Genomic DNA, 12004 nt, shown 5'->3' with positions numbered 1-12004 from the left:
TGGACCGAGATATGCCACCAAGGATGAATTGGGCATCCGCGTCGTATGTGGCACTGCAGGCGCTGGCGATTGCGGTACGCGAGGCCGCAGTTTGCCTTCCTGTATGTTCGCAGACGTGGTTACTCAATCTAGCTTTGCGCCCTTGAGGTCTGCGTTCCGAGGGCCGCAATCGTCGCCTCCTTCGCTCGGCTGCGGCTATGAGTTTTGTCAGCATATGGGCAAGAATCGGCTACGGGCTGTTGTTTTCCTTTGTCAAGAGGGGAGAGAATCACTATCTTGACAAGAAGGAGGAGGTTGTTAGCTGCACTGAGTCGCAATGGGGGAACGGCGGCCAACAATCGAAATCAAGGCTCATGGAGTATACACCGCAGCATATCGCCAATTATTTTCTGGATAGGGCGAAGAAAGAAGGGCGTACGATCTCGCCAATGAAGCTGATAAAGCTTGTTTATATTGCCTATGGCTGGGTACTTGCTCTTACGGGAAAGCGTCTTTTTCAGGAAAAGATTCAGGCTTGGAAACACGGCCCTGTCATCCCTTCTTTGTATCATGAATTTAAGCACTTTCGTTCAGACCCAATCAATGAGAAGGCAATGAGGTTTGATCTCGACACGTTCGACGCAGTCGAGCCGCGCATTGATCCTGAGGATAAAGAATCTAATTTTATCCTAGACAAGGTCTGGTCGGTGTATAAGCATTTCTCGGGGTCGACTCTTCGCGCTAAGACTCATGAAGCCGATACGCCTTGGTCGCGAGTCTACAATCCTGAAGAGATGGATACGCAGATTCGTGACAAGGACATCGCGGAACACTATCAAAACCGAATTAAGCGATACCTCGACGCCGCCTCTTAGTCCGCAAGGCGAACGTGATCTTCTTGCGCGCCTAAAGGAAACTCCTGCCGACAAACTAGGCGAGGCCGTCAAGGCGTCGGAGGGATTTACGGCGGAAGACGAGGACAATGATAAGCGCGGGGTGAGGGCTCTAAACCGCGCCACACTCGCTAAAATCAAGCGTTGCTTCTTCTGGTTCCTTTTCATTTTGGTATGCATCACCCTTGCGATTTTCGCTTTCGGGTTCGTCTATCTAGTATGGATATGGGTAGCGTCGTTTATCGATAAGCCTGATGAAGTTGGGCAATTTCTAAAGAGCGGCATAACGGCGGTATTGTTGATTTTGGCGACATTGTTCGTCGAAAACGTCATCAAGAATCATGAATAGGCTAGTGGGCAGGGGTCCTTATCCACCGGACTCGCCCCGCGCCATCTAACGAATGCTGGTTACTTGCCGGTGGTGCAGCGCTGTGGAGCGAGCGCAGTTATCGCAGCTAGTCGAGATCAGCGTGCGGACAATGCTCTTATGCAACCGTTCTGCGCCCGCCAGAAATCGTGTGGGTCTGCCGGCGAAAGCAGATTAGGATTTGGGCTCGAATGCAACGTTAACCGCACGCCGAAGGTGCAAGGGCAAGTGCAAGCGGGTTCGAATTGAATCCGTAAAAATGAACGAAATCAATACGTTATCGGAATTGTCTGGCGGAGAGGGAGGGATTCGAACCCCCGATGGGCTTGCACCCATGCCGCATTTCGAGTGCGGTGCATTCGACCACTCTGCCACCTCTCCGCGGTCATGGTCGGCCGTTGCCGGCGCGGCGCACTAGATAACGGCTGAACGGGCAGGTTACAAGGCCAAATCCACCGATATTTGGCTTGTCATCCGGCCTGCCGGGCAAGCAGCTGAAACAGGGCAGGTCTTTGCGGTCGAACCCACGCGGTTTCACGGGCCAACCACGCATACCCGCCGCCAGGTGAAGGCAACGCCGGGCGGTCAAGTCGACATGCCTGGTCTTTGCCGGCCAATGACTTCCCCGGCAACGGCTGTTGCCTTGACTCCCACGCAACCTTCGGTTAGGGACAGCGCGCAATCGGCGTGGAGGGTTCTTCCGCGCCGCTTGTTTTTTGAACCCGCAGACTGACAAAAAGACGGCCGAACCGCCTCAGGCGGTTCATCGAGGCCGACCGAACAGCGAAAGGCAAAAAATGTTCGCAGTCATTAAAACGGGCGGTAAGCAGTATCGCGTTGCCGCCAACGATCTCCTGAAGATCGAAAAAGTCGAAGCCAATGTCGGCGATATCGTCGAGATCGGCCACGTGCTCGCGCATGGCGAGGGCGAGAATGTGACGTTCGGCGCGCCGTTCGTCGATGGCGCTCTGGTCACCGCCGAAGTCGTCGAGCAGGGCAAGAACCGCACGGTCATCGCTTTCAAGAAGCGCCGCCGTCAGAATTCGCGCCGCAAGATCGGCCATCGCCAGCTTTTGACCACCGTGCGGATCTCCGAGATCCTGCTGGGTGGCGCGAAGCCCGCCAAGAAGGCCGCCGTGAAGGCGGAAGCCAAGGCCGAGGTTGCTGCCGAGGCTGCGCCGAAGGAGGCCAAGGCCAAGAAGGAAGCTGCCCCCAAGGCAGACGTGACGGCCGAGACCGCCGCCGCGCCGCTGTTCAAGGCACCGAAGGGCGAGCCGGACGACCTGACCGTGATCAAGGGCATCGGCCCGGTCGCCGCCAAGGATCTCAACGAGCAGGGCATCATCACCTTCGCGCAGCTCGCCAAGCTGACCGACAAGGATGTCGCCAAGATCGACGAGCACATGCCGTTCAGCGCCGACCAGATCAAGGACTGGAGCGAACAGGCCAAGGAACTGGCGAAGAAGTAATTTTTCCGGCGAAACATCCGCCGGATCGGACTTGAAACGGAACGCGAACGCGTTCATAAGGCCTTTTAGGCGCCTTGCGGCGCAACGGAGTTAGTTAGATGGCACACAAGAAAGCTGGCGGCTCGTCGCGCAACGGTCGCGACTCGCATTCCAAGCGTCTGGGCGTGAAGAAGTTCGGCGGCGAAGCCGTCATCCCGGGCAACATCATCATTCGTCAACGCGGCACCACCTGGCATCCCGGCGTCAATGTCGGCATGGGCACGGACCATACCCTTTTTGCGCTCGAATCCGGCGCAGTCACCTTCAACAAAAAAGCCAACGGCCGAACCTACGTATCGGTCAACCCGATTACCAAAGCCGCGGAGTAGCCGGTTCCGCACTAGAACACCGGCGCCCATCTCGGGAACCGGTGTCTGGCAACGCCAGGAAAAGGATCAGGGGAGATGGGTTTCCATCTCCCCTTTTTTCTTGCCTGGAGGACTAAAATGGTTGCCGAAGCGGAAGACTCAGAAGACGAAAGTTACGCGATAGACTGCCCGGTGCTGGTCACCGAGCGGCTGGTGATGCGGGCGCCGCGCGAGAGCGACATCGCGCAACTGGTCGAGCTTGCCGACAACCGTCATGTCGCCGAAATGCTGGCGCGCATGCCGCACCCCTATGGCGAGACCGAGGCCCGCGCTTTCCTGGCCATGACACGGTCGCGCCGCGCCGGCATCGCCTATGCCTTGACGCTGGCCGGCACCGACACCTTCGTCGGCTGCGCGGGGCTCAACACCACCGATCGCGGGCTGGAGCTCGGCTACTGGATCGGCGAACTCTACTGGAAGCGCGGCTATGCGACGGAAGCCGCCCACGCGCTGGTCGACCTCGCCTTCCAGAAGACATCGGTCCAGGTGCTGCATGCCTCGACGCGGGTCATCAATCCGGCCTCGCGCCGGGTGATCCACAAGTGCGGCTTCCAGTATGCCGGGCAGGGCATGCTGAACTCGATCGTCGCCGGCCAGGTGCCGGTCGAGCGCTACAGGCTCGACAGGAAGACGTGGATCAGCCTGCGCAACTGGGTGCATTTTTGATGGATGGCGCTTTGATGGATGGCGCCGGGCAAGCCAATGGCCGATGACAGCAACAATATTGAAACGATCGCGATCGCGCCGATAACGCCGGGTTGCATCGAAAGTTTTCATCGCGCGCTTGATCTCGTTGCGCGTGAGCGGAAGTACCTGTCCTTCCTCGAGGCGCCGCCACTCGACCAAACCCGGCAATTCGTGTTGGACCGTATCGTGGCCGGCGATCCAGGTTTCGTCGCCGTTGTTCACGGCGAGGTGGTCGGCTGGTGCGATATCTCACGCCATGACCGGCTCATCCATGCGCATCGTGGCAGCCTCGGAATGGGGATTGTTGCCTCCCATCGCGGGCGTGGCCTCGGACTGCGGCTTATCAATGCCACCCTGGCGCAGGCACGCAAGGTCGGCTTTGCCCGCGTCGAGCTGTCCGTACATGCCGACAATGCCCGTGCAATCGCCCTTTACGACAAGGTGGGGTTTGTCAGGGAGGGCGTGCAGCGCGACGCTATCCGTATCGACGGGCACTACGGCGATACGATCATGATGGCTATTGTTGAACGCGAAAACGCAGCCGGATGAGGTGCGTCAGCCCAGTTCGGCCCACACCGGCAGGTGGTCGGAACCGGTTGCCTGGTGGTCGACCCACAGGCGCTTCAGCGATCTGGCAAGCGAGGCGCTGGTGAAGACGTAGTCGATGCGCTTGTGGCGGCTGGTGTTCGCCGGGTCCTTGGGGTCGACCCAACTGGCGAGATCGTCGCCGGCGACGTTGAGGCGCACGGCGGCGTCGACGGCGAAGTCGGCGGTCAGCGGCATACCGAACTGGTGATCCGGCCGGCCGGCCAGTTCGACATATTCGGGCGAGCCTGCCAGCATGTTGAAATCGCCCATGGCGACAAAGGCCTCGGGGTGCGGCAATTCCGGCAGTCCGATCTCGGCGACGCCGGACAGCGCGCCGCCTTCGAGCGCGTAGTTCAAAAGGCGCCGGCGCAGGAACTGGATCTGGCTCGCGCGTTCGACCGGGCTACGGTGATCGAGATGGATGGAATAGAAGCGGATGAACCCAAGCGGCGTCTCGATCAGCGCTTCCAGCGCGCCGCGCTGGAAGTTCATCATCTCGAAGCTGCGGCTGCGCGGCAAAAGCAGGTTGCGCGACAGATGAATGGGCGTCTTCGACAGCATCATGTTGCCGAGCTGGAAGGTTGTGGTGATGGCGCGGCCGTTGTCGATGCGCGAGCCGATATTGGCCTCGAAATTGCTGCCGTAGACGGCGAAATAGTCCGGCAGCGCCGCGCCGATCTCGGCGACCATGTCGCGCCCGCCGTTCCTCGGATTGTTGCGGGTGACCTCCTGCAGCGCGATCACATCGGCGCCGCGCACCGCGTCGGCAATGCGCGCGACATCGTATTGCCCATCAAGGCCGATGCCGTACTGGATGTTGTAGGTTACAAGCTTCATGCCAACATGTCTCCGGCCGACCCCAAGCGGCCATTGTCACAAAACGGTCTCGCCCTTGACCGCGCCTTGGTTTAGAGCAAGGCCCAAGGTTTAGAGCAATGCCGCAAGGCCAATAAAAGAAACTGCAATCCCATGAAATTTCTCGATCAAGCCAAGGTCTATGTCCGCTCGGGTGACGGGGGCGCCGGTTCGGTGTCGTTCCGGCGCGAGAAATTCATCGAGTTCGGCGGGCCGGATGGCGGCGATGGCGGCCGCGGCGGCGATGTCTGGCTGGAAGCGGTCGACGGCCTGAACACGCTGATCGACTATCGCTACCAGCAGCATTTCAAGGCCAAGACCGGCGTCCACGGCATGGGCCGCAACATGACCGGCGCAAAGGGCGCCGACGTGACGCTGAAGGTGCCGGCGGGAACGCAGGTGTTCGAGGAAGACAATGAGACGCTGATCTGCGACCTCACCGTGGTCGGCCAGCGCTTCCTGCTCGCCAAGGGCGGCAATGGCGGCTTCGGCAACCAGCATTTCAAGACCTCGACCAACCAGGCGCCGCGCCGCGCCAATCCCGGCCTTCCCGGCGAGGAGCTCAATATCTGGCTGCGGTTGAAGCTGATCGCCGATGCCGGGCTGGTCGGGCTGCCCAATGCCGGCAAGTCGACTTTTCTCGCCGCCGTCACCGCGGCCAAGCCGAAGATCGCCGATTATCCGTTCACGACGTTGCATCCCGGCCTCGGCGTCGCCCGCATCGATGCGCGCGAATTCGTCATCGCCGACATTCCGGGCCTCATCGAGGGCGCGCATGAAGGCGTCGGCATCGGCGACCGTTTCCTCGGCCATGTCGAGCGCACGCGCGTGCTGCTGCATTTGGTTTCGGCGCAGGAGGAAAACCCGGGCAAGGCCTACAAGACCGTGCGCGCCGAACTCGAGGCCTATGGCCACGGCCTGACCGAAAAGGTCGAGATCCTGGCGCTCAGCCAGGTCGACACGCTCGATGCCGATGAACGCAAGAAGAAGGTCGCCTCGCTGAAGCGCGCCGCCGGCCGCGCGCCGTTGCTTCTGTCCGCCGTCACCGGCGAAGGTGTCGAGGCCGTTCTGCGGGCGCTGATGACAGTGATTGCCGAGGCGCGCGCGGAGGCCGCGCCCGTGGTCGAGACGCGCTGGGAAAAGTAAGACCATGCAGTCGCTGAAAAAATACCGGCGCATCACCGTCAAGATCGGCTCGGCGCTGCTCGTCGACCGCGCGAGCGGCCTGAAGCGCGACTGGCTGGACTCGCTCGCCGACGACATCGCGGTGCTCGCTGAGGGTGGCGCCGAAATCCTCGTCGTCTCCTCCGGCGCCATCGCGCTTGGCCGGACCATCCTTGGCCTTGGCAAGCGCGCGCTGAAGCTTGAGGAGAGCCAGGCGGCCGCCGCCGTCGGGCAGATCGCGCTCGCCGGTGCCTGGTCGGATGCGCTTGGCAGGGGCGCCCTGAAGTCGGGCCAGATTCTTCTCACCCTTGGCGACACCGAGGAGCGCCGCCGCTATCTCAATGCGCGCGCGACGATCTCGACGCTGCTCAAGATGAAGGCGGTGCCGGTCATCAACGAGAACGACACGGTGGCCACGTCCGAAATCCGCTATGGCGACAATGACCGGCTGGCCGCGCGCGTTGCCACCATGATGGGCGCCGACCTTCTGGTGCTGCTCTCCGACATTGACGGGCTCTACACCGCACCGCCGGCGCGCGATCCGCAAGCCAAGTTCATTCCGGTGGTCGACCGTATCACGCCGGACATCGAGGCGATGGCGGGGGCTGCCGCCTCCGAACTGTCGCGCGGCGGCATGCGCACCAAGCTCGATGCCGGCAAGATCGCCACCGCCGCCGGCACCGCGATGATCATCACCTCGGGCACGCGGCTGTCGCCGCTGATGGCGATCGAGCGCGGCGAGCGCGCCACCTTCTTCCGGCCGAGCGCCAATCCGGTCAAGGGCTACAAGACCTGGATCGCCGGCCAGCTCGAACCGGCCGGCCGGCTGACGGTCGACGCCGGCGCCGTCGGTGCGCTCGCATCGGGCAAATCGCTGCTGCCGGCCGGCGTCAAACTGGTCAGCGGCAATTTCTCGCGCGGCGATACCGTGGCGATCCTGTCGCCAGAGGGCCGCGAGATCGCGCGCGGGCTGGTTGCCTATGATGCCGCCGATGCCGTAAGGATCGCAGGCCTGAAGACGGCCGAGATCGAAACCGTGCTCGGCTACGAAGCGCGTTCGGCGATGATCCACCGCGATGATCTCGTGGTGAGTCACGCGGGAGGCGACATAAGCGGAGGATGAGCCATGCTGAAGCTGCATGAAAAATCCGGGGATGACACCGTGGCGCTGATGGCCGATATCGGCCGCCGCGCCCGTGCCGCCGCCCGACCGCTGGCCATCGCCACCACCGCCGCCAAGAATGCCGCGCTGCTTGCCATGGCGGACGCGATCGTCGCGCGCGAGCAGGACATTCTCGACGCCAATGCCATCGACATCTCGAATGGTGAGGAGTCAGGGCTTTCCGCCTCCTTCATGGACCGGCTGAAACTCAATCCCGCGCGCATCCGCGCGGTGGCCGACGGCATTCGCGAAATCGCCGAACTCAAGGATCCGGTCGGTGACGTGATCGCCGCCTGGGAACGGCCGAACGGCCTGCGGATCGAGCGCGTGCGCACGCCGCTCGGCGTCGTCGGCGTCATCTATGAGAGCCGCCCGAACGTGACGGCGGATGCCGGTGCGCTCTGCCTCAAGGCCGGCAATCCGGTGATCCTGCGCGGCGGTTCGGATTCGCTCAATTCGTCCGCTGCCATCCATGCCTGCCTGGTCGAGGGCCTGAAGGCCGCCGGCCTGCCGGAAGACGCCATCCAACTGGTGCCGACCACCGACCGCGCCGCTGTCGGCGAGATGCTGAAGGGGCTAGGCGGTGCGCTCGACGTCATCATCCCGCGCGGCGGCAAAAGCCTGGTCGGGCGGGTGCAGAGCGAGGCGCGGGTGCCGGTCTTCGCCCATCTCGAAGGCATCTGTCACCTCTACATCGACCGCTCCGCCGATCTCGACATGGCCGTCAGGATCGCCGTCAACGCTAAGATGCGGCGCACCGGGGTCTGCGGCGCCGCCGAAACGCTGCTGGTCGACCGCGCTGTGGCGTCCACGCATCTGGCACCGATCCTCGATGCGCTGCGCGCCGCCGGCTGCGAGATCCATGCCGATCAAGAAGTGCTGAAGGTGTTTTTCGACGCCAAGCCGGCGACCGATGCCGACTGGGTGACCGAATATCTCGACGCCATCATCGCGGTGAAGCTGGTCGACGGCATCGGTGGCGCGATCGAGCATATCGAGACCTTCTCCTCGCATCACACAGAGGCGATCATCGCCGAGGACGCGAAGGCCGTGGAACGGTTCTTCAACGAGATCGATTCGGCGATCCTGCTGCACAATGCCTCGACCCAGTTCGCCGATGGCGGCGAGTTCGGCATGGGCGCCGAGATCGGCATCGCCACCGGCAAGATGCATGCGCGCGGGCCGGTCGGTGTCGAGCAGCTGACCTCGTTCAAATATCGCGTGCGCGGGTCGGGACAGGTGAGGCCTTGATTTTATTTTGCCACTAGAGCGTGAACCGTTGCGCCCAGGCACCCCCCTCTGTCCTACCGGACATCTCCCCCGCAAGGGGGGAGATCGGCTGGAATTTCCGGTTTCGCCAATCATCAGCGTTGCAGGATTTGCTCCTGCAGTCGAACTGCTAATCTCCCCCCTTGCGGGGGAGATGGCCGGCAGGCCAGAGGGGGGTGCCTAGCGCGATGCCATCCTCTTCCCCCCAGGCTGCCCCCTCCGCCTACCTGAAGATGCCGCATGCCGAAAAAGGTCTCGCCGTCGGCCTGTTCGGCGGCTCGTTCAATCCGCCGCATGCCGGCCATGCCCTGGTCGCCGAGATCGCGCTGAGGCGCCTGGCGCTCGACCAGCTTTGGTGGATGGTGACGCCGGGCAATCCGCTGAAGAGCACGCGCGAATTGGCGCCGCTGGCCGAGCGGCTGCAACTGTCGGAGCAGATCGCCAAGAACCCGAAGATCAAGGTCACCGCCTTCGAGGCGGCGCATCATGTGCGCTATACCGCCGACACGCTGGCGCTGGTCAAGGCGCGCAACCCGGGTGTCGACTTCGTCTGGATCATGGGCGCGGACAGTCTGCGCGATTTCCATCGCTGGCAGCGCTGGCGCGAGATCGTGCTGACGTTCCCCATCGCGGTCATCGACCGGCCGGGCGCGACGCTGTCGTTCCTGTCGTCGGTCGTCGCCAAGACCTTCGACTATGCCCGCATCGATGAAGGCGACGCGCCGCTGCTCGCCCGCATGAAGGCGCCGGCCTGGACCTTCATCCACGGCCCGCGCTCGTCGCTGTCGTCGAGCGCGATCCGCAAGATGGCGAAGGGGTAGGACCTGCACGGTCTTCCTTTCTCCCAGGGGAGAAGGGAAGACCGCCGATGTCGTTTTTGCAGGGGCTTTTCGCTGCCGCATAGGCGATCTTGTCTGAACATGGCCACTCCCGTGAAGCACAATACCAAAATCGATCCGGTGCATGGCAGTGCGCCGACGCCGCTGATCGCGATCGCCAGTGTCATCGTGTCGATGGCGCTGATCGCCATCGGCAACGGGCTGATGTTTGCCTACATCCCGGTGCGGCTCGGCGTCGAGGGCTTCGATCCGACCTGGGCCGGGCTGATCGTCACCGGCCTGTCGGCCGGCGGTCTTGCCGGCTGCATCCTGACCGGGCCGCTGGTGCGCAGGGTCGGCCATGCCCGCGCCTTCATGGTGCTGTCGGCGCTGATCGCGCTTTCCAACGCGGCCATCGGTGCCGGTCCGCACCCCGTGCTGTGGATCGGCGCGCGCGCCCTCTACGGCTTTGCCATATGCGGCCTGTTCATCGTCGCGCAGAGCTGGCTGAACGATGCCGTGGCCAACGCCATACGCGGCCGGGTGATGGCCTTTTTCTACGTCGCCTATGTCGCCGGGCTCGGTGTCGGCTATGCGACGCTGGCGCTGGTCGACATCAAGACCGCGGACGCGCCCTTGATCGGCATTGCCTTCACCGCCTTGTCGATCCTGCCCGTCGGCATGACGCGGCTGGCGCAGCCGCCGGCGCCGCAGGCCGCCTCGGTGGCGCTGGGCCGGGCCTGGCGGATTTCACCGGTCGGCGTTGCCGGCATGCTGGCGGTCGGTGGCCTGTCCATGTCGATTTCCGGTTTCGCGCCGATCCATGCCACGGCCAAGGGCTATAGCCAGGCCGATGTGGCATTGCTGCTTTCGGTGATGCCGCTCGGCACGCTGATCCTGCAGCTTCCCTTCGGCTGGATATCCGACCGCACCGATCGCCGCTACGTGCTGATCGGGGCATCCGCGCTGGCCGCGGTGGCCGGCATGTTCGCGCTCGGTTTCGACGGCGGCGCGCTGCCGGCGCTGCTGGTGATCTATGTCTTGTGGGACGGCGCCTCGGAATCGATCTATTCGCTGTCCAGCGCGCATGCCGCCGACCGCGCCGGCAAGGACGACATGGTGGCGCTGTCCAGCTCGCTCCTGTTTGCCTGGTCGCTGGCCGGGTTCGTGGTGCCGGGCATCGTGACGGCGCTGTCGGCCGTCTTCGGCACGCAGGCCTTCATCTATGTGGCCGTTGTCATCGCCTGCGCCTTCTGCCTGTTCGTGCTGTTGCGCGTGTTCACCACACAGGCCGTGCCTGCCACCGAGACCGGCAGCTTCGCACCGATGACGGCGCAGGCGCCGCTGCCGGTCGAACTCGCTTATGCGCCGGACGAGATCGCAGGCCGGACCAAGGACTGAAGGTTGTTGCTCTTCGCAAGGCCTTAGGGAAACCGCTCCGGGCGCCCCGCAATCGCCTATTGTTTGCGGGCCTCCGGCGCCGGCGCTTCCGGTGGCGGCAGTGGGATGGAGATGCCCTCGCTGTCGAAAGCCTGCTTTGCACGCTTCGTCATGTCGATATTCGTGGAGAAGTAGTCGGCCGCCGAAGTCCAATAGCGCAAGGTAAGCGAAACGGTCGTATCGCCGAGGCTGGCCACGAAGGCGATAGGCGCCGGTTCACGACGGATGCGCTTGTCGGCGCCGGCAAGGGCAAGCAATGTCTTCTGGGCGCCGTCGATGTCGTTCCACGAACCGATGCTCAAGCTGATGTCGCTGCGGCGCACCCCATTGCGCGAAAAATTGCGCACCGGCTGGTTCCACAGCGTCGAATTGGGCGCCAGTATGTAGACGCCGTCGGCGGTCCTGAGCCTGGTGGCGAACAGGCCGATTTCCTCGATCGAACCTGAAATGGCGCCGACCTCGACGGATTCGCCGATGCGGAACGGCCGCAGCGCCAGAAGCATGATGCCGGCGGCGATGTTCTGCAGCGTGCCTTGCAGCGCCAGGCCGATGGCCAGGCCGATGGCGCCGATCGCGGCGATGATCGAGGCGGTCTGCACGCCGAACTGGCCGAGCACCATGATGACGACCAGGATCAGGATGGCGTACCGGACGATCTTGGAAAAGAAATGCCGCAGCGTCGCGTCGAAACCGTGGATATGGCCGAGGCCGGCAAAGATCGAACGCTCGGCGAGGCCGGCGACGATGTAGCCGACCACCAGCAGGATGATGGCGCCGATGGCCGAGAAGGAATAGGAAACGATCAGCGTACTGAGCTGCGCCAGGCCGGCCTGGACGGTAAGAAGGGTGTTTTGCGGGTCGATCGGCATGGCGGGATTCCGGTTGGTCGGTCAGCCGATAACCCAT

The 12004-nt window shown here is 63.1% G+C and carries 13 protein-coding genes and 1 tRNA gene; 11 read left to right on the top strand and 3 right to left on the bottom strand.

The window, feature by feature from the left end; all coding sequences use genetic code 11:
- Positions 1 to 197 precede the first annotated feature (197 nt).
- Both ACVILI_RS02405 and ACVILI_RS02400 read left to right on the top strand, forming a co-directional pair.
- A complete protein-coding gene (locus tag ACVILI_RS02405) occupies positions 198 to 854 on the top strand; it encodes a Panacea domain-containing protein (protein WP_457102299.1) in 657 nt (218 codons plus the stop codon).
- Positions 790 to 1221, top strand: a complete 432-nt coding sequence (locus ACVILI_RS02400; protein ID WP_457102298.1) for a hypothetical protein — start codon at positions 790 to 792, stop codon at positions 1219 to 1221. The genes ACVILI_RS02405 and ACVILI_RS02400 overlap by 65 nt, the downstream gene beginning before the upstream one ends.
- Before the next feature lie 309 nt (positions 1222 to 1530).
- Here the strand turns inward: ACVILI_RS02400 and ACVILI_RS02395 are convergent.
- Positions 1531 to 1620: transfer RNA gene (locus ACVILI_RS02395), tRNA-Ser, on the bottom strand.
- A 416-nt stretch (positions 1621 to 2036) separates the two neighbouring features.
- On the opposite strand from ACVILI_RS02395, the gene ACVILI_RS02390 reads away from it, so the two are divergent.
- The 4 genes from ACVILI_RS02390 (at position 2037) to ACVILI_RS02375 (ending at position 4351) form a co-directional block, all read left to right on the top strand.
- Positions 2037 to 2708: a 50S ribosomal protein L21 gene (locus ACVILI_RS02390; protein ID WP_457102297.1), complete on the top strand. Its 672-nt coding sequence runs from the start codon at positions 2037 to 2039 to the stop codon at positions 2706 to 2708.
- A gap of 98 nt (positions 2709 to 2806) precedes the next feature.
- On the top strand, positions 2807 to 3076 hold the full coding sequence (rpmA, locus tag ACVILI_RS02385; RefSeq protein ID WP_010912120.1) for a 50S ribosomal protein L27: 270 nt from the start codon (positions 2807 to 2809) through the stop codon (positions 3074 to 3076).
- Positions 3077 to 3193: 117 nt separating this feature from the next.
- Positions 3194 to 3781 carry a GNAT family N-acetyltransferase gene (locus tag ACVILI_RS02380; RefSeq protein ID WP_038650348.1) on the top strand — a complete coding sequence of 196 codons (588 nt, stop codon included), beginning with the start codon at positions 3194 to 3196 and terminating at the stop codon, positions 3779 to 3781.
- A 36-nt stretch (positions 3782 to 3817) separates the two neighbouring features.
- Complete coding sequence (locus ACVILI_RS02375; protein WP_038653491.1) at positions 3818 to 4351, top strand: GNAT family N-acetyltransferase; 534 nt, start codon at positions 3818 to 3820, stop codon at positions 4349 to 4351.
- Positions 4352 to 4357: 6 nt separating this feature from the next.
- Here the strand turns inward: ACVILI_RS02375 and ACVILI_RS02370 are convergent, their stop codons facing one another.
- Positions 4358 to 5227, bottom strand: coding sequence for an endonuclease/exonuclease/phosphatase family protein (locus ACVILI_RS02370; RefSeq protein WP_240564709.1), 870 nt, complete (start codon positions 5225 to 5227; stop codon positions 4358 to 4360).
- A gap of 132 nt (positions 5228 to 5359) precedes the next feature.
- On the opposite strand from ACVILI_RS02370, the gene obgE reads away from it, so the two are divergent.
- The 5 genes from obgE (at position 5360) to ACVILI_RS02345 (ending at position 11059) form a co-directional block, all read left to right on the top strand.
- The gene (gene obgE, locus ACVILI_RS02365; protein ID WP_038650345.1) at positions 5360 to 6391 is read left to right on the top strand and encodes a GTPase ObgE; all 1032 of its coding nucleotides are present in this window, start codon (positions 5360 to 5362) and stop codon (positions 6389 to 6391) included.
- A 4-nt stretch (positions 6392 to 6395) separates the two neighbouring features.
- Positions 6396 to 7532 carry a glutamate 5-kinase gene (proB, locus tag ACVILI_RS02360; RefSeq protein ID WP_038650343.1) on the top strand — a complete coding sequence of 379 codons (1137 nt, stop codon included), beginning with the start codon at positions 6396 to 6398 and terminating at the stop codon, positions 7530 to 7532.
- 3 nt (positions 7533 to 7535) lie between these two features.
- On the top strand, positions 7536 to 8822 hold the full coding sequence (locus tag ACVILI_RS02355; protein ID WP_038650341.1) for a glutamate-5-semialdehyde dehydrogenase: 1287 nt from the start codon (positions 7536 to 7538) through the stop codon (positions 8820 to 8822).
- A gap of 251 nt (positions 8823 to 9073) precedes the next feature.
- On the top strand, positions 9074 to 9661 hold the full coding sequence (locus tag ACVILI_RS02350; protein WP_019861821.1) for a nicotinate-nucleotide adenylyltransferase: 588 nt from the start codon (positions 9074 to 9076) through the stop codon (positions 9659 to 9661).
- 99 nt (positions 9662 to 9760) lie between these two features.
- Positions 9761 to 11059 (top strand): MFS transporter, encoded by a 1299-nt coding sequence (locus tag ACVILI_RS02345; RefSeq protein WP_038650339.1) that lies wholly within the window; start codon positions 9761 to 9763, stop codon positions 11057 to 11059.
- Positions 11060 to 11115: 56 nt separating this feature from the next.
- Here the strand turns inward: ACVILI_RS02345 and ACVILI_RS02340 are convergent, their stop codons facing one another.
- Entirely contained in the window at positions 11116 to 11967 is an 852-nt protein-coding gene (locus ACVILI_RS02340) for a mechanosensitive ion channel family protein (protein ID WP_019861819.1), read from the bottom strand.
- Between the last annotated feature and the right edge of the window lie 37 nt (positions 11968 to 12004).

It is taken from the genome of Mesorhizobium sp. USDA 4775, from assembly GCF_054062655.1.
The sequence above is the reverse complement of the archived record's forward strand: the minus strand, read 5'-3'. Positions and strand labels throughout refer to the sequence as shown.

Bases quoted from the DNA above. Each gene is read 5' to 3' on its own strand.
- ACVILI_RS02405 (WP_457102299.1), top strand. From the start codon at position 198: ATGAGTTTTGTCAGCATATGGGCAAGAATCGGCTACGGGCTGTTGTTT.
- ACVILI_RS02390 (WP_457102297.1), top strand. From the start codon at position 2,037: ATGTTCGCAGTCATTAAAACGGGCGGTAAGCAGTATCGCGTTGCCGCC.
- rpmA (WP_010912120.1), top strand. From the start codon at position 2,807: ATGGCACACAAGAAAGCTGGCGGCTCGTCGCGCAACGGTCGCGACTCG.
- ACVILI_RS02380 (WP_038650348.1), top strand. From the start codon at position 3,194: ATGGTTGCCGAAGCGGAAGACTCAGAAGACGAAAGTTACGCGATAGAC.
- ACVILI_RS02375 (WP_038653491.1), top strand. From the start codon at position 3,818: ATGGCCGATGACAGCAACAATATTGAAACGATCGCGATCGCGCCGATA.
- ACVILI_RS02370 (WP_240564709.1), bottom strand. From the start codon at position 5,227: ATGAAGCTTGTAACCTACAACATCCAGTACGGCATCGGCCTTGATGGG.
- obgE (WP_038650345.1), top strand. From the start codon at position 5,360: ATGAAATTTCTCGATCAAGCCAAGGTCTATGTCCGCTCGGGTGACGGG.
- proB (WP_038650343.1), top strand. From the start codon at position 6,396: ATGCAGTCGCTGAAAAAATACCGGCGCATCACCGTCAAGATCGGCTCG.
- ACVILI_RS02355 (WP_038650341.1), top strand. From the start codon at position 7,536: ATGCTGAAGCTGCATGAAAAATCCGGGGATGACACCGTGGCGCTGATG.
- ACVILI_RS02350 (WP_019861821.1), top strand. From the start codon at position 9,074: ATGCCGCATGCCGAAAAAGGTCTCGCCGTCGGCCTGTTCGGCGGCTCG.
- ACVILI_RS02345 (WP_038650339.1), top strand. From the start codon at position 9,761: ATGGCCACTCCCGTGAAGCACAATACCAAAATCGATCCGGTGCATGGC.
- ACVILI_RS02340 (WP_019861819.1), bottom strand. From the start codon at position 11,967: ATGCCGATCGACCCGCAAAACACCCTTCTTACCGTCCAGGCCGGCCTG.